General features: G+C 30.7%; 13 protein-coding genes. 6 read left to right on the top strand and 7 right to left on the bottom strand.

Annotated features, from left to right (window positions below; genetic code table 11):
- Nucleotides 1–15: 15 nt before the first annotated feature.
- From H0I32_RS10690 to H0I32_RS10665, 6 genes are all read right to left on the bottom strand, one after another.
- Nucleotides 16–3,156, bottom strand: a complete 3,141-nt coding sequence (locus H0I32_RS10690; RefSeq protein WP_179313383.1) for a T9SS type B sorting domain-containing protein — start codon at nt 3,154–3,156, stop codon at nt 16–18.
- 855 nt (nt 3,157–4,011) lie between these two features.
- Entirely contained in the window at nt 4,012–6,597 is a 2,586-nt protein-coding gene (locus H0I32_RS10685; RefSeq protein ID WP_179313384.1) for a gliding motility-associated C-terminal domain-containing protein, read from the bottom strand.
- A gap of 514 nt (nt 6,598–7,111) precedes the next feature.
- Entirely contained in the window at nt 7,112–9,841 is a 2,730-nt protein-coding gene (locus tag H0I32_RS10680) for a TonB-dependent receptor (RefSeq protein WP_173586478.1), read from the bottom strand.
- A 73-nt stretch (nt 9,842–9,914) separates the two neighbouring features.
- Nucleotides 9,915–10,778 (bottom strand): GLPGLI family protein, encoded by an 864-nt coding sequence (locus tag H0I32_RS10675; RefSeq protein WP_173586477.1) that lies wholly within the window; start codon nt 10,776–10,778, stop codon nt 9,915–9,917.
- 110 nt (nt 10,779–10,888) lie between these two features.
- Entirely contained in the window at nt 10,889–11,737 is an 849-nt protein-coding gene (locus H0I32_RS10670) for a GLPGLI family protein (protein WP_179313385.1), read from the bottom strand.
- Nucleotides 11,737–12,129 (bottom strand): hypothetical protein, encoded by a 393-nt coding sequence (locus tag H0I32_RS10665; protein WP_173586475.1) that lies wholly within the window; start codon nt 12,127–12,129, stop codon nt 11,737–11,739. Before H0I32_RS10665 ends, H0I32_RS10670 begins: the two co-directional genes overlap by 1 nt.
- Nucleotides 12,130–12,253: 124 nt before the next feature.
- Here H0I32_RS10665 and H0I32_RS10660 point away from each other — a divergent pair, with 124 nt between their 5' ends.
- The 4 genes from H0I32_RS10660 to H0I32_RS10645 all read left to right on the top strand — a co-directional run bounded on the left by H0I32_RS10660 (nt 12,254) and on the right by H0I32_RS10645 (nt 15,943).
- Nucleotides 12,254–13,792, top strand: a complete 1,539-nt coding sequence (locus H0I32_RS10660) for a sensor histidine kinase (RefSeq protein WP_179313386.1) — start codon at nt 12,254–12,256, stop codon at nt 13,790–13,792.
- Nucleotides 13,785–14,468 carry a response regulator transcription factor gene (locus H0I32_RS10655; RefSeq protein ID WP_173586473.1) on the top strand — a complete coding sequence of 228 codons (684 nt, stop codon included), beginning with the start codon at nt 13,785–13,787 and terminating at the stop codon, nt 14,466–14,468. The genes H0I32_RS10660 and H0I32_RS10655 overlap by 8 nt, the downstream gene beginning before the upstream one ends.
- A 62-nt stretch (nt 14,469–14,530) precedes the next feature.
- Nucleotides 14,531–15,325 (top strand): hypothetical protein, encoded by a 795-nt coding sequence (locus tag H0I32_RS10650; protein ID WP_179313387.1) that lies wholly within the window; start codon nt 14,531–14,533, stop codon nt 15,323–15,325.
- A gap of 3 nt (nt 15,326–15,328) precedes the next feature.
- Nucleotides 15,329–15,943, top strand: a complete 615-nt coding sequence (locus tag H0I32_RS10645; RefSeq protein ID WP_173586471.1) for a deoxynucleoside kinase — start codon at nt 15,329–15,331, stop codon at nt 15,941–15,943.
- 112 nt (nt 15,944–16,055) lie between these two features.
- Here H0I32_RS10645 and H0I32_RS10640 read toward each other — a convergent pair whose 3' ends face one another.
- On the bottom strand, nt 16,056–16,496 hold the full coding sequence (locus H0I32_RS10640) for a PepSY-like domain-containing protein (protein WP_179313388.1): 441 nt from the start codon (nt 16,494–16,496) through the stop codon (nt 16,056–16,058).
- Between the two features lie 217 nt (nt 16,497–16,713).
- Here H0I32_RS10640 and H0I32_RS10635 point away from each other — a divergent pair, with 217 nt between their 5' ends.
- Together H0I32_RS10635 and H0I32_RS10630 are read left to right on the top strand one after the other, a co-directional pair.
- Nucleotides 16,714–17,385, top strand: coding sequence for a response regulator transcription factor (locus H0I32_RS10635; RefSeq protein WP_179313389.1), 672 nt, complete (start codon nt 16,714–16,716; stop codon nt 17,383–17,385).
- Complete coding sequence (locus H0I32_RS10630; protein ID WP_179313390.1) at nt 17,385–18,647, top strand: sensor histidine kinase; 1,263 nt, start codon at nt 17,385–17,387, stop codon at nt 18,645–18,647. The genes H0I32_RS10635 and H0I32_RS10630 overlap by 1 nt, the downstream gene beginning before the upstream one ends.
- Nucleotides 18,648–18,736 lie beyond the last annotated feature (89 nt).

The following is an 18,736-nucleotide window of genomic DNA, read 5'->3' as shown; positions in this document are numbered from 1 at the left end:
TAATGTATTTATATATTATCGCTTTAAAGAAAAATGAGCTTTAAATATTCTGATTTTTTGATTTTCCACAAACTCTACTTTAAACCAATAATCCGAAGTTGGTAATGCTTTTGAATTATAAGTCCCATCCCATCCTACTTCTGTTGGAGTCAGGAATTTTATAAATTTACCGTATCTATTATAAATATAAATTTTAGCATTGGGTTGATCTCTTAACGAATAAATATTCCAAAAATCATTATCGCCATCCATATTGGGGGTAAAAAACACAGGGTAATCTATGACCAATACTTCTTTCATTAAATAAGTACAGCCCTCTTCATCGATCACTGTTACATCATGGAAACCTGGACTTACATTTGTAAACGTATTGGATGATTGATAATCTAAATCATCTAATTGATATAAAAAGGTACCGTCTCCGTCAACAACAGTAACAACTATTGTAGGGTTATCAGAAAAGGCATTAGACACTGTATATGTAAAATCTGTTGCTTCATCGATTTCGTCAACACTTACCGTATTAGAAGTTTTATCGCAATTTACTACCGTATTAAAAACAGAAACATAATAATCTCCTATCTCATCAGCATTATATGTACTACTTGTAGCTCCTGGAATTAAACTATTATTAAAATACCAGCTAAAATCATAATTTGATAAGTCTCCCTGCATACCAGAATCTAATAAAACACTTTGGGTTAATAACCCTGTATCTGGGTCTGCACAATTAGAACCACCTTCTATTACAATTTCTGGAATAGAGATAACTGTCACTGTTTGTATTTCACTAAGTGATGTTATGCAGTCAAAGGTTGAAGATGCTGAAATATCGATAAGTTCAATAACCTGATCTTCAAAAACACCTGTTAATATTACTGTACCATTTCCTGTAGCATCTAATAATGCTGTTTGAACAGCTCCTCCATTAACAGTATAAGTAACTGTAGAATTTGGTGTTCCATTTAAAGTAAAAATAGCATCTTCGTTTTCACATATTGCACCACTATTAGTTAAACTGGTTAGTGTAGGTATTGGTCTGACGCTGATTGTTTGAGTTTCGGTAAGCACAACAAAACATCCTGATGATGTAATTTCTATTTGCGATACTTCTATTGTTTGATCAGAAGTTACAGCATCTAGATTAATGACAGCATTACCCGAACTATCTAAAAGAATAGTTTCATTAGCTCCTGAATTTATACTATAAGTAACTAAAGCATCTGGAGTTCCTTCTAAATTAAAAATTGCGTCTTCATTTTCGCATATTGAAACCTCACTCGTAATCGCTGTTAACTCAGGCACGTCATTTATTACAATTGTTTCAACTTCATTAAGTTCAGTAGCACATATTGATGATGAAAGTGCAATTTCAGATAATGTTATGACTTGCTCTGTAGCTGCAGCTCCTAAGTTAATAGTTGCATTTCCTGTAGCATCTAAATTAACGGTTTCAACAGCACCATTATTTATACTGTAGCTAACAATCCCTTCTGGAGTTCCTTCTAGAGTAAAAATAGCATCTACACCAAAACATATTGGACCATTACCTTCTACACTAGTTAGTATAGGAACAGAAAGAGGATCTACATGAACAAAAATTACAGTATCACCACAACTTTGAGAAAAAGTATACGTATAGACACCTGTAGCATCTAAACTGGCATCGAAAACATCTGTTCCACTAGCTAAAACAGGACTCCAAGTCCCTCCTGCAAGAACATCATCTCCTATAATAGCATTAAATAGATTAACGGTATCTTCAGGACAAACCTCTACTGGGTTTACAATCGGTTGATCTTTAAAACCAGAATAATGACCTGCATATCCTATTGTTCCCGTAGACCCAAATACACCTATAGACATTGGACCTGTTGCTTCTGCTTTAACATCTCCAGTGTATCCTGTAATTCTGTAGGTCACCCAATTAGGATTTCCTAAAACAGGCTCTGGGAGAGCTGTTGTAAGCCCTCCATTTATATAGATATAAGAATCAACTGTAGTTAGCACAAATAAATCAGTTGGATAAGTCGCACTTGAAGTCGGATTGAGTTTATTTACGCTCGGTATTAAATCTACCACTGATGGAAAAGAGCAACTTATAGGTGGTATAAAATTAAGCCCTGTACTTCTATCTGCTGTCACTCCTGCTAAAATCTGATAGGCATAAACTGGCTTATCTGTTAAAACACGCATATTTTCATTCTCTGTTCCTTGATAAAAGGTAGGAGGAATGGTTACATAATCACCCGCATTTGCTAAAGTAGTATATGGTGTTGTAGACTCATTTATATAAACCTCTGTATTATCTTGTGTTGCTATAATTAAAGGTAATTCTGAATTCCCTGAACCATTACCTTTTATAAAAATATATTCATTTCCAATTTGTTCTACAGATACAATTTGATCTAAATTTATATCGCTAAAAGCATCTGAAACACCCCCTAAAATATTACCAGTATTAACTGCAATAGGTTTATTAGATAATAAGCGTGCTCCTATAAATCCGGTTAAATTTTCAGGGACATCAGAATAACCAGATAACACAACAGATTCACCCGCATCTAAACTAAAGGTTTGTGAAGAAACATCAGTAGTCCCTGTAGCTGTAGTAAAAGTAACCCCTGTGTCATAGTCTGAAACAGTTACTGTAGTGCCATTTTCTGTTGCCATAAAACTAGAAACAAAATTTCTACGAGCAAAAGTATCATCTGCCGTTTGCGGCACACTTCCCAATCTAAAATCGGTTCCGATACCTCCCCTCCCCTTTGAAACTATAATTTCACCATGGTTAGCATTAACAATTTTGAATGTAACGTAAAACTCATTTGGCCCTTCAAAAATAAGCCCACTATCTCCTGAAGGAGCATTTAAACCAACTCTCTCAACTAACATGAGCGATGGTTGAGCATTTCCTACTAAAAAATAAACAGGATTATTTTGAGATATTGTAAATGGTGAACCTGGTACTGCCACACCATTTCCGTTAGTAACAACAACCTGAAAAGGTACTGGTTCTGGAGTAGAAAGATAAACATAATGATCTAAAGATGTCGTTATTCCTCTTGAGTGCAGAGGAGGAAACCAATGTTTATTACTAAGTTGTCCATAGGTTAATGTTGAGAACAGGGTAAAAACTACTAACAAATAACGCATTAAATATAATTTAAAAGATTTAGTCTTTTACAAAAAATAATATCAAGAAACCAACAAAATCTCATGTATTGTTTAATTTTTTAACTTTTTTAACATAAAATTTCGATAAATATATCAAAATTTAAGCTCTTTATATAAATTTTTAAAGCTAAAAAAAATAAAAAAACCCACAAAAAACCTAAACAACTCAATAATAACAATCTATAATAAAAACATAGGGGTAATGTTTTTTTTTCAATCGTATGTTAATTATATAATTAACAAGTTATTATTTAAAATACATCAACTAATTTTTAAAGTGAGAGCATTAAAGTCTAAATCATACTAATATGCAACTGTTGGCCATTTTACCTTTATCCGTTTGACTCTACCATTCATCTTCTTAATTTAACTTAATACAAACTCAACTCTATAACGGCTAAAAACATTGACTTTCTTCACATTAAATAATAATGAAACCATCTAAATCATCATACTAACTATCATTTTCAGTCTGTTCACTTCTTTATATTTAATAAAACACTACATTTTTTCTTGTTTAGACATGACTAAAAAAAAAGCTTCAAATTTTAATTATAGAAGATGACGCTTTTTTATCTTATAACGTATTTACATATTATCGCTTTAAGGTAAAATGAGTTACAAATATTCAGCTTTTTTGATTTTCCATGAACTCTACTTTAAACTAATAATTTAAAGCTGATAATCATAAGCCTATATGGAGGATTACATAAAAATCATTAATAAATAATGCTTTGATCTATTTTTATTTCCTTGTTATAAAAAATTTAGGCTAACAAACTAAAGATATAGTTTGTTAGCCTAAACAGTAAAGCCTTTTATCGATATAAATTATCATCTATTTACATACACCCAACCAATTTTAGAATCAATATTATCATTAAAATCTATAATATAATAGTATGTTCCTGTAGGTAATTTATCACCTTTATTAGACTGACCATGCCATTCATCCTCATAACCTAATTTTGTATAAACCTCAACTCCATAGCGATTAAAAATCTTTATTTTCTTCACATTAAATGATGACAAATCTAAATTATCATTTATATCGTCATTATTAGGTGATATCCCTTCTGGAATAAAACAAGTTGATACATTTATTTCAAAACTGGTTGTAATTGCACAGAATTCAGAATCTGGTGTAAACGTATATGTATAAATCCCTAGAGTACTTGTATCAACAGTTGACGGATACCATGTTCCTGTATACCCCTCTAAAGAGCTACTTGGCAATTCTATATCTGAAGCGTTTAAACAAAAATCTTGAATATTAAATGAAACTGTATTACTTGCTTCAATAACGACATCAAATTCATCAAACCCATCATTTATACAATCAGTTTCATCTGCTACATAAGTATATGTTACGGTATGATTCCCCAGGTCACTACTTAAAATATCAATTTCACCAGTTGAAGAATCAATTACCAACCCTGCTGTAGATGAATAAGTTCCTCCTGAATTAAATTCTGAAGATACCGTAGGCAATGCATAATCTTCATTTGGACAGATTGGAGTTGCATAAGAAAATGACAAATTAGGATCTAATAAACCATCTATAACTATTGTTTCAGACACAGTTACAGTAGTAATATTGCTACAAAAAGCATCACTAATACCAGTAACAGACACCGTTAAATCACCAGCTTCAAGATCTGAAATAGTAATTATCCCTGTACCCGTGGCGTCAATATCCAAAATCATTACAGCACCTCCATTAACTGTATATTCTACACTACTATTAGGAGAAGCTGTTACGTTAAAAATTGCTTCTTCATTTTCGCATACAGAACCATTACCTGTTATACTTGTAAATACGGGTATAGGTAGTGGACTTACAGTTATATCTAAAACAAGATCTCCACATGTTTGAGAAACTGTATATGTATAAACACCTGTAGAATCTAGCGTTGCATCAAAAATATCTGTTCCACTCGCTAAAGCAGGACTCCAAGTTCCTCCTTCAGGAATATCTCCACTCACAATAGCATCAAATAAGCTAACAGTTTCTTCTGGACAAACCTCTACAAGTTCTACTTCAGGATCCACACCAAAACCAGAATAATAACCAGCATACCCTACCGTTCCACTAGATCCAAACACTCCAACTGACATTGGTCCCGTAGACTCTACTTTTACATTATCTGTATACCCTGTAACTCTATAAGTTACCCAATTAGAATTCCCTATGACAGTTGCAGGCAAAGCTGTAGTAAGTGTACCATTTACAGAAACTTCAGCATCTACTGTCGTTAATACAAATAAATCCGTAGAATATGTTTTATTTGATGTTGGGTCAAGCATATTAAGACTAGGTATTAAATCTACAGACCGAGGAAAAGAACAACTTAAAGGCGGTATAAAATTAAGACCTGTATTTCTATCTGCTACATTGCTTACAATATTCCCTGCTAAAATCTGGTAAGCATAAACAGGTTTATCTGTTAAAACACGCATATTTTGATTAGAAACTCCTGAGTAATAAGATGTTGGAATCAACACATAATCACCCGCATTTGCTAAAGTGATATACGGTGAAGGTATACCTCCTACAAAAACCTGAGTATTATCTTCTGTTGCAATAATTAAAGGTCGTTCCGAATTATCAGAACCATTACCCTTAATAAAAACATATTCTGTTCCAACTTCTTCCACAGGTACAATTTGATCTAAATTTATATCATTAAAACCATCAATAACACCACCTATAATATTACCTGTATTAACCGCAATAGGTTTATTAGACTCTAATCTCGCACCTATAAACCCAGTAAGATTTGCAGAAGTATCGGTATAACCAGATAACACAACAGATTCACCGGCTTCTAAATTAAAAGTCTGTAAAGCATCACTAATTGTCCCTGTAGCTGTTGTAAAAGTAACTCCTGCGTCATAATCTGAAACAGTGACTGTTGTTCCATCTTCTGTTGCCATAAAACTCGAAACAAAATTCCTGTTCCCGTTATTATCATCTGAAATTTGCGGCAAGCCTCCCAATCTAAAATCTGTTCCTATACCTGCCTTTCCTTTCGATACTATAATCTCACCGTGATTAGCATTAACAATTTTAAATGTAACATAAAACTCACTTGAACCTTCAAAAACAAGCCCATTATCTCCTGAGGACATATTTAACCCACTTTGATCAACTAGCATAAGTGATGGTTGCTCATCTCCTACATAAAAAGAAACAGGGTTATTTTGAGATATCGTAAATGGAGAACCTGCAATAGGAACACCATTACCATTTGTAACAACCACTCCAAAAGGAATAGGTTCTGGAGTAGAAAGATAAACATAATGATCTAAAGAACTCGTTATACCTCTTGAGTGTAAAGGAGGAAGCCAGTGTTTGTCACTAAGTTGCCCATAGGCAAATGTTGAGAATAAGGTAAAAACTAATAACAAATAACGCATTGAATATATTTTAAAAGATTAAGATTTACACAGCAAAAAATTAAGAAAAACAACTGAATTAACATGATACACACAATTTTTTAACTTATTTTTAGATTAAATTTTTGTTAAATATATTAAAGCTGAAGCTCATTTCCCTATTTTTTTAGATAAAAATAAACACAAAACTCACACAAAAAACATAATAAACTAATCAGCAACTATATAACGCAAAAAACACTATGATTTCCAAAAACTCTCAATGTATCTAAAAAAACCACCAAAGCCACTAAAACAAAGACTATTAAGTGAAATAAACTATTTAAATCACCTTCTTTTATTAAAGAATTAACGCGCTAATTCTAATACTATATTCACAATAAAACTAAAGTCAATATTATTGTAAATGCAATAGATTCCATATAGAAATAAAAAGATAAAGCCTTATATTCATAATTTGAACATAAGGCTTTGTCTAAAAAACAATTAAAGCTTAAAATAATTAATTATCAAAATTATATTTAAGCTTCTTTTTTTACAGCGTATAAGTCAACCTAAAAGTAATAAACCTAGGCAAAATAAACGTCTCTGAACTGTATACAGAAATATTACTCGAACCATTACTAACTTCAGAATCTATATTTAATAAGTTGGTTGCTTTAAGTTCATACTCCCATTTTGCGTCTTGATCCTTTCTATATGCTAAACTAGCATTCCATGTTTGATAAGACTGAGTATCACTTACATTACTACTTTGGCTTGTGTATGAATAATCTGTTCTTAACGTTAAAGACTTCCATATATAAGCATCAAAATCTATAGATGGAGCACTTGTGATAAATTGCGTATCATTATCAGCACCCTGCTTTGTATCTGACACACTGTATCTATAGCTTAAACTTACATTTGGTGCTTCTCTAAAATTAGTACTTAATCCCGGTGTATAAGTTTGAGAAAACGTTTCATTTATAGATCTTACATCTTGTATAAATTGATTACTCTTACTATAATTATAACCTACACGCATGCTTGCTTTAAACTTACCATAGGTACGCTGTATACGACCACTAGCTGTTACACTTTCATCTGCAAAATTAGAATTGAAATATGTATTGGTTCTAATAACATTATCAAAATTAGTATATGATCTTATTTGATCAATATTTTTATTATAATTAAGAAAGGCAAATACATTGGTGTAATTAAATAAATTAAAGCTAAAATAACGTAGGTTTAAGTTATGTGATAAAGAGTTTTGCAATTGCGACTCACCATACTGCAGACTATTATAATTATTTAAAACTAAACCTTCTGCTAAACTTGTTACATCTGTAAAAGAGTTTTGCATATTATAACGGAACGTTAAACTTTCACTCTTTTTAAATTGAATTTGAGTTTCAAAATCTGGCAACACTCTAAAGAAATTATCTTTATATGTTTCTCCAAATTGCGTGTTTTTATTTCCATAAGCATGAACAGTAAAACCTGGAGTAATTGTAAATTTTCCTGTTTTTAATCTGTAATGAAAACCTAAATAAACATCACTAAAATTATATTCTACGTCATTTTCGTTTCGTAATAATTCACCATCAGCATTTACCAAACTTGAAGTTGGATCAAAATATGAACCATCATCTAAAAATTGAAAGATATTAGAATTGAATTTCTGATGACTTAAAATAGTACCTAAAGTTAAGTTGATATTACTTTTTGAATTTAAAATATTATAATAATCTAATTTAGCATCTAGCTGATTAGATTTAATACGTCTTTCTTGGTTAATATCGTAAGTGGATTGAAGCCTGTTTAAACCTAAAGAATCTGCTGTTACCTCGAAAGCATCTTCATCTTTTAAACCTGTTACATTATAAAAAGGATCTTCATCTTTTAGTAAATGTTGTGCTTCAAAAGCAAAAATATTATTCTCGTTTAACGTATAGTAATAATTTACATTTTGATTGATACTAAAAGGTTTTGCTTCATCTATTTGATTTGTATTTCCTACGACTGAAGAAAATTCGTTTTGAATTTCAGAATCATCAGAAATTCTACCTAAAACATCATAATTTAACTGATGATTAGCATTTGGCTTATAGCTTGCACTTAATTTAGCTAAACCTTGATTCGTTGCTTCTCTACCTGTTTGTACAGTTTCTTCATCTGGAATTCCCAATTCAGGATTTGTATAACGCACAAAACTTTCTTCTCTAGTTTTTAAACGATTTGCATTATAAATTAAAAAACCACTTAAGTCTAATGCTTTATTTGGTGCATAACTAAAATTAACTGCGGCCAATTTAGATTCTACAGATTGAGAATCATCTACATTAGTTAAACCACTCAATCCATTATCTCCAAGATCAATACTTGTTCCACTACCAGAGCTTGGGCTTCTAAACCCACCTCCAAAGTTTCTAATATCTCGACCTGTTAATGCCACTTCACCTGTATTATTTAAATCTCCAATAACATTGATACTATACTTTGGACTGTAATAAAATAATTTTGGCTGAACTAAATACAAATTATCATTTGGTGATGGAGCAACACCTCCACCAGCTGTTATATTTCCAAACCAAAAGTTTTCTTTACCTTCTTTTAGCTTAATGTTTATAGCTACGTTATCTTGATTATTTTGAACACCACTTAACTGACCTACTTCTGCATAATTACGTAAAACTTGAATTTTATCTACGGCATTTGAAGGTATATTTTGAGTTGCTAATTTAGAATCCCCATCAAAGAAATCTTTACCATTAACCATAAGTTTGGTCACTTCTTTTCCTTCAACTTCTATCTTTCCATCTGCTGTTATCTCAACTCCTGGTAATTTTTTAAGTACATCTTCTAGCTTTCGTTCTGTACCACTCTTAAAAGAATCTGCATTATATATTATAGTATCACCTTTAACAGTTACAGGCATTTCATACGTTAACTCAACAGCATCAAGCATATTGTCTGATCGCAAATCAAAATTCTTTATTATATCTACCTCTTTAGATTCTACAATAGCATCAACAGATTTTAAACCTATATAACTTACTTGAATATTATAATTTCCGTTTTTCCCTAATGAAATAACGTATTTTCCATTAGCATCAGTAATAGCATAAGATTCTAATGCATTAGACTCTTTATTAATCGCAATAATATTGGCCAATTCTAAAGGCTCACCAATACTATCTCTTACAACTCCTTGCATTTTAATTTGAGCATAAGAACTCATAACTACTAAAGTAAATAGTAGCGTTAAAATATTTTTCATATAAACAATTTCTTTGGTTGGTAATTTAGAGTGGGGTTAAATTTCACTCTTCACTAGTGTATGTATTCTATTTTTAATTTCTACCGCGTCCACCTCCACGGCCACCACGTCCTCCGAAATTTTCCCGCATCTCTTCCAACTTCTTAGTCGTAATTTCAGTGTATTCCGTCTGTGTTACCTCTTCACCTTTTTTAGGCTTTTCTATAGTTTCCTTTTCAGTAGGATTTAAAACAATTTTAGTACAAAGAATTGTTGTACGATCTGCATTAACTTCTAAAATTAAGCCTGGTAAACCCCAATAATCATCTGGACCTTGGTTAACAGGAATTTGTGGCGTGTACCAAGCAACTACCTCTATTGTTTTAGGTTCAACTGGCTCTTTAGAATTTGTAGAATCTTTTGATTTATCATCATTTCTTCCTCTTGGACCTCTAAAACTACTAATATCTAATCCACTAGGAACTACAGTCGCAGTAGCTTTAAAACAGGTATATTGACCAATTTGTTTTGTTTCCGTACCCATTGTCCACTTTAAATCCTTCAACTCGTCTTTAATTAAAAACTGTTTTCCAAAAAACTCTTGATCTTGAATAACTTCTTTAGTCTGAACATTTTTATACTTAGGACCTCCTGATAAACTAGCACCAAAACCTCTTCTTCCACCTCCAGAACCAGGAGCTTCTAATTTTTCTTCTTCTTTATAAATAGATTCTGATTTAGAAAAAATTAAAGTATATTCTTTTTCTAAAAAGCTTTTCATTCGTTCTTGAAGTTGCTTTTTTCGTTCTGGAGTCATGTCTTGTCCTCCAAATTGGTCCATATCCATAGTCGTTTTAGATATGTAATATGCTTTTCCTTGAAAATCTTGTGCAAATAAATTAGAACTTGCAAAAAGTACAGTTAGCAACAATGCTATTTTTAGCGGTAATTTCTTCATTTTTAGTATTCTAGTTAAATTCAATAACGAATTAAGTTAATCTTACCTCCATAAGACTCCCTAAATGAAGAAAAGTAAAGCCTCAACTTGTTAAACTTGTGTTAAGAAAATTAACCACCTATTGATATATGAATTGCTCCATCTTTCGATCCTCTGCTTGGTGCATACCGCTCCATCATTTCTTTAGTTTTCTTCTCCATGATATCATTGTACTCTTTTTGATTAACTTCTTTACCTTTCGTTGGTTCTTCAATCTCTACTTTTTCTTTTGGATTGATAACAATTTGACTACAGATAATAGTTAATTTTCCATCATGTACTTCTAAAATTAATCCTGGCAATCCTTGGTATTTTGCTGGACCATTACTCACTGGAATTTGAGGGGTGTACCAAGCTGTAATAGTACGATCTTCCATTTCAGGTTTCTTTTCTTCATCATCTTCATTATCTATTGTTGAATTACTATTAAAGTTTAAATTTACTTTAGGAACTTGTTTTGTAAAGGTGGCTTTAAAACACATGTACTCACCAATATGTTTAGTATCGGATTCTAATTGCCATTCAATTGAAGATATAGAATCTTTGATTAAGAAATTTTTCCCCATAGTTTCTTTTTGATCAACATAAGTTTTATTCTTGACGTTTTTATAAAACACATCAGACCCACTACTACCAAAAGACATCTGAAAACCGCCTCCTACTTGTGGTTTATCTAACTCCGCTTCTTGCTGGTATAAAGATGAAGATTTATCGAAAGTTAATGTATAGGTTTTTTGGAATTGCTTCTTCATCATTTCCATCATTTGCTTCTGCATAGCATCATTCATTTTGGTGCTATCCATCTTAATATCAATTTTTCGTTGGGTTTTGTATGTCGCTACACCTTGAAAATCTTGAGCGTTAACAGATGAAACGACTCCTATTAATATAAAAATTAGAATTCTAGTAATTGTTGTCATTATTTTCTGTTTTTTAAATTATAAAATTTCAATACTGTAGCTTTCATTTTTTCAATATTCTTTAGAAATTTTGATTTTTCATTTGTACTTCCTACAACAGTATAAGTCATGCTACCTTTTAAATTATCCTTATCCTCTGAAAAGCTACAGTTTAAAGTAAAACTTAATTCTTCATTTCCATCCATCATTTTAAATAACCCATCTAAATCTTCCGCTTTAAAAGTAGATTCTAATTCTTCAAAGGAATCAATTGTAACCTCAATACTAATCGCATCAATTTTTACTGATTTGTCTTCAACTTTAGACTGACTATATCCAACAATAGAAATTAATAATACGAAACAAGTGAATACTTTTTTTAGACTAAAACAGTCACGAATCTTTGATTTCATTTTTTATGGTTTTATAATTAATACCCTACAAATATCTCAACACCAATTCTATTTTTAGGTTAACTAGTGTTAACGTGTGTTAACCAATAACTTTTACTAAATAATAACTTTATACATTTGAAATATGAATAATAAAAGATACAGGTGGATTTTATATACCATTGTTGTCGTAATTGTTGCCACGATTAGCATACAAGTCTATTGGAACTACAAAAACTATCAAACCAATAAACAACAGCTAATAAACGATGTGCAAATTAGCTTAGATAAAGCAGTTGATGATTATTATGCAGCTTTAGCAGAGCGTACCACTATTGGTTTTATTCTTGAAGGCGACCAACAAAAAAATGCTTTCGAAGAAGGTAGTGAGCTGGAAAAATTTTTTAAAACCATTGATGAATCTAAAAATGAGTTTACAAACCTTGATTCTTTAGACAAAAATACTATTGAAGGCATAACTGTGTTTAGAGGACTTAAAGCAGATTCAATGTCAGAAGCACATAATAAAAAACATAATCCTTTATCAGCAGAGCAATTTAAATTAAAAATAGATAGTCTAAAAAATAACCATAAAGATGTCAATTTAAAAAATGCCGAATTTCTCACCTCTAAAGTGATGATTTCGATAAAAAATGACACACTCGATGTTAAGGTTGTTGAAGAATTAATAGCTAAAGAATTAGAACGAAAAAGCATTAATGTCGACTTTTATTTAGATTATAAAGACATTGAACGTGACGTTAACTATTTTAAGGTAAACGGATCCTTACCAGAATTGGACCCTAACCATATGTCTGATGATTATTTGCAAACAGACACAAAATCTAGATTCCTTCCAAAAGGTACTTTTTTAACCATTCTATTTACTAACACCACTAAAACTATTTTATATCGCATTCTTGGAGGCATCCTAATTTCAACGTTATTAGTTTTGGCCGTAATTAGCAGTTTATTCTACCTCCTAAAAATCATAAAACACCAAAAGCAACTCGCCGAAGTAAAAAATGACCTCATCAGCAATATTACACACGAGTTCAAAACACCAATTGCTACGATTAGTGCAGCTATTGAAAGCATTAGCAACTTTAACGGCATTGATGATAAAGAAAAAACCAAAAAGTATCTCAATATGTCTTCCACGCAATTAGGTAAATTAAATACTATGGTCGAAAAACTACTTGAAACCGCAACTTTAGACAGCAACAATTTAGACTTGAATAAAGAAAATTTTGATATCACTAGTTTACTTGATGCTTTGGTTAGTAAGTATAAGATTCAATTTCCTAAAAAGACATTTAACAGTAATATTCAACTTAAAAGTTTAATTGTAAATGCAGATATCTTTCATGTTGAAAATGCCTTAAATAACATTTTAGATAATGCCGTAAAATATGGAGGTACAATAATAACCATAGAATTAAAGACGAAGAAAAACAGCTTCGATATTTTAATTTCAGATAACGGAAATAGCCTGAACAACGAAAATAAAAATCAAATATTTGATAAATTCTATCGTGTTCCAAAAGGTAATACGCACGACGTAAAAGGCTTTGGTATTGGCTTATATTACACCAAAACTATTATTGAAAAACATGATGGTTCTGTTGTTCTCGATTTAAATAAAAATCTAACCACATTTAAAATCACACTCCCTAATGACTAATAAAATTAAATTATTATTAGCGGAAGATGAAGCCGCTTTAGGACAAATTATAAAAGAGAGTCTTGAAACCCGTGATTTTGAAGTTATACTCTGCGAAAATGGAGAAATAGCTTATAATAAATATCTATCGGATGTACCAGAAATTCTGGTTTTAGATATTATGATGCCTAAGAAAGATGGCTTTACTTTAGCTAAAGAAATTAGAACTATAGATGATACTATTCCTATTATATTTTTAACTGCAAAATCGCAAACAGCAGATGTGGTTGAAGGATTTTCTATCGGTGCTAATGATTACCTTAAAAAACCATTTAGCATGGAAGAGCTTATTGTAAGAGTTCGTAATTTGGTAGGCAGAACAAAAGTTCAGAAAACTTCAGAAATTACAACACTTGGTGCATTTACGTTTGATTTCCCTAAGCAGCAATTAAAATTTAAAAGCGAAGCACCTGTTCAACTCACACATAGAGAAGCTCATTTATTGTTTCATTTAGTAAAAAATAAAAATCAAGTTTTAGACCGTTCACTTATTCTAAATAAACTTTGGGGAACAGATGATTTTTTCTCTGCAAGAAGTATGGATGTCTTTATTAGTAAACTCCGTAAGAAACTGAGTAAGGATGAAAGTATTCAGATTATAAATGTACGTGGATTTGGATATAAGTTAACGGATTAGGATTTAACACATCTAAAATGCTACAATTTTCGTATTTTTCATAACTTATTGCACCAAGAACTATGAACAAGCTATTTTATGTATGCGTTTTATTTAGCTTTTTCAGCTTCTCTCAGCAGAAATCTAAAAAACAGATTACTGCTATCTTAAAAGATTCTATAAAAATTGAAGCTAAATCTATTTTTGGAGTCGATAATTTTGGAACACTTTATTATACTAGCAAAAACAATTCATTTCATAAAAAAACTAAGGATACAATAATTACCTATGCTAATTTTCAGCTAGGTGAAATAACCTCTGCAAATACCTTTAATCCACTAAAAATAAATCTATTTTATAAAGATTTTAATACCGTTGTCGTTTTAGATAATCGTTTGGCTGAAATTGCAAAAATTGACTTTAATACAACACAACCTTATAAAAACATCTCTTTTGTTTCTTCTGCTTACAACAATTCATTTTGGATTTTTAATGAAGATTATAAATATTTAGAATTATATGATTTTCAAAATAAAAAAATCAAATTAAAAACAATGCCTATTCAGTCTAGAGTTATAGACCTAAAAAGTGACTATAACTATTGTTATTTATTGACCGAAAATTTTCTTTACGTTTATAACTACTTCGGCAGCTTGATACAAAAAATAAAAAACGAGAATTACGAGAGTTTAGCTTTTAGTGAGGCACATATATTTTTAAAGTCTAACAACAAGTTATATTTCTTAGAAAAAAATGAATCTACAATTCAACCGATAAAGCATTCCTTTTTTTTAATAAAACAGTTTTTGGTAACGAATGAAAGCTTGTATCTTTACCACAAAAATTCACTACGTCATTACCAATTAAAAATAGAATAGATTATGCATGTTGCTATTGCTGGAAATATAGGAGCCGGAAAAACAACGCTCACAAAGTTACTCGCCAAACACTTTAAATGGGAAGCGCAGTTGGAAGACGTGGTTGACAACCCTTATTTAGATGATTTTTACAATCAGATGGAACGTTGGAGTTTTAACTTACAGGTGTATTTCTTAAATAGTAGATTTCGCCAAGTCAACCAAATTCACGATAGCGGGAAAGAAATCATTCAAGATAGAACTATCTATGAAGATGCACATATTTTCGCACCCAACTTACATGCTATGGGATTGATGACAAATCGTGATTTTGAGAATTACTCATCTCTTTTTCAATTGATGGAATCTTACGTAAAAGGGCCCGATTTACTTATTTATTTACGCAGTTCTATCCCTAACTTAGTGAAACAGATTCACAAACGTGGTCGTGATTACGAAAACACAATTAGTATCGATTATTTAAGCCGATTAAATGAACGTTATGAGGCTTGGATTTCTAAATATGATAAAGGAAATTTACTGATTATCGATGTAGATAATCTTGATTTTGTTGATAATCCCGAAGATTTAGGAGATATTATCAATAGAATTGATGCTGAAATTAATGGTTTATTTTAAGTAGCTGATTAAATATAAATTATAGTCTTGCATTAGAATATTACAAGTTAATACCATAACTATAAAAAAGGGTTAGACTCACATCTAACCCTTTTTTATATTAAAAGCTAATTTAGTCTTTTATAGAACTTATTACATTTCCTTTTTCATCAAAAACAACCTTTAATTCTTCTTCCCAACCTTTATCTAACTCAACCTCATACCTTTTATTTTTATTTAGCTCAGTCACCTTAGCTTCATCAACTTTATATCCTGAATATTTACTTTTAATTACAGATAAAATTGCTGACGGTAAATCTCTCTCTGTAATTTCCTTTTTAGATTTTACAACTTCACCAGACTTAGTGTACCAAATTTCATAATCCAGCTTTCCTTCATCAAATTCCACTTTATAATTATCACCTTCCATTTCCCACTCTACATCCAAAGCTGTTTTGTGATTTTTCTGAAAATCAGTTATTAAATTTGCTGGAACTTCATCCATTCTTAAATCTTGTGCACTAACTGTTAGCGTAACTAAAGTTGCAAAAACAATCATTCTTAAATTTTTCATTATATCTTTTTAAGTTAAATTATTCAACAAAATAAAGTAACAAATCTGCAATCAATTAGGAATACAATGCCCTTAATAGGTTTATTAAAAAAGATCAATTCATATTTTAAAATACAAGATCAATCATTGTTAATACAAGATTGAGTTTGTGCTTTATTTTCTATTATTCCTAATTGTTTTTAGATTTGGGTTATATTGTTGTTGAAAGCCATTTATAATGAAAATTTTAATCATAGAAGACGAACCTGAAATGCTAGAAAATATGCGTTTAACATTAGAACGCGAGCATTACCAAATAGAAACAGCTACAGATTATAAAACAGCCAGCTCTAAGCTTAACGTATATGATTATAGCTGTATTTTATTAGATATCAATCTACCAGATGGTAATGGACTAAATTTGTTAGAACAAATAAAGGCACTAAGCAAACCACATGGTGTTATTATTGTTTCTGCAAAAAACTCTCTGGACGACCGTTTAAAAGGACTTAATTTGGGCGCTGATGATTACTTACCTAAACCATTTCATAATGCAGAATTAAACGCTCGTGTAAAAGCTATTTTAAGACGCTTAAATTTTGATGGACAAAAGCTAATAAACATAGGAAATGTAAGTATCTCACCAGAAAATCGTGAAGTAAAAATTAAAGATCAGGTTATTGATCTAAACAGAAAAGAGTACGACATTTTAATGTATTTAATAACGAACAAAAACAGACTTGTTACAAAATCTGCTTTAGCAGAACACGTTTGGGGAGACCACATAGACCAATCGGATAGTTTTGATTTTATCTACTCACAGATTAAAAACCTTAGAAAAAAAATAGAACAAGCAACAATCAACGTAGAAGCTGTTTATGGCGTAGGTTATAAATTGAACATTAACTAATGAAACTACTTAACCATACAACTAAATATTTATCACTCCTACTTCTTCCTCTAATTACAATTTGGGCCATTGCGTTTTATTATGCCATGTTAGAAGAAATTTATGACAGTTTAGATGATGGACTAGAAAATCATAAAATATTACTCACAAAACGCGCTAATGAAGATCCTTCAATACTAAATAATACAGACTTAAATAAACACGTCTACACCTTTAAACCCATTTCAAAAAACCAATATAGAGCATTTAAAGATAGTTATAGAGATACATTAATGTATATGTATAACGAAAATGATTTTGAACCTGTACGTATTTTTGAAAGTAAATTAAAACACGATCATGGACTTTATAAAGTAAAAATCATAACCTCTATGATTGAAGAAGACGACCTGATCTCTGATATGTTTACGTATCTTATTTCTTTATACTTTATACTACTTATCAGTATCCTTTTATTAAACAATATTCTCTTAAAAAAAATATGGAAACCTTTCTATTATTCTATTTCTCAATTAAAAAATTTCAAGATTGAGAAAGAAAATAAAATCATTACAAAACCTAGTTCTATAGATGAGTTTCAATTATTAAATGACACCATTACAAAACTGATAAAAAAATCTAGCGATAGCTACATTGAACAAAAGCACTTTATTGAAAATGCCTCTCATGAGCTGCAAACCCCTTTAGCTATTAGCATCAATAAACTGGAGTTATTTTTAGAAAAACATCGTTTAGATGAAGACCAAACGAAATCATTAGCTTCTGTTTTAGATAATTTAAATCGATTAACACGCCTCAATAAATCTTTACTTCTATTATCTAAAATTGAAAATAAAGAATTTTTAGATGAAGAAAACATTGATTTCTTAAACTTAACAAAAAAAATAACTGAAGATTTTGAAGACTTACTTAACCATAGAAATATGTCTATTATTATAGATCATAAATCTACTCCAAGTATTAAAATGAATAAAGATCTAGCGACAATACTACTGACCAATTTTATGAAAAACGCCATTATTCATGGTAATACAAATCAGCAAATCAACATTAAGCTTAATCATAATACTTGGTCTATTTCTAATACCGGTATTACTGAAGCACTAAGAAAAGAAGATTTATTTACTAGATTTAAAAAAGTTAGTTATAGTGAAAAATCATCAGGATTAGGGCTGGCCATCAATATAGCTATTGCTTCTAAATACGATTTAGAAGTTTCTTACAACTTTAAAAACACACATGTTTTTTATATTCATTTCTAAAAAACGTTAATTTAATTATAAATACGACTCTATTAATCCCTATTACCAATTGTTTTCAGTTTTCAGTATCATATTTGGGTCATTAATAA

Source organism: Winogradskyella sp. HaHa_3_26, from assembly GCF_019278425.1.
Taxonomy (GTDB): Bacteria; Bacteroidota; Bacteroidia; order Flavobacteriales; family Flavobacteriaceae; genus Winogradskyella; species Winogradskyella undariae.
This window is presented reverse-complemented; position numbering and strand designations above follow the sequence as displayed.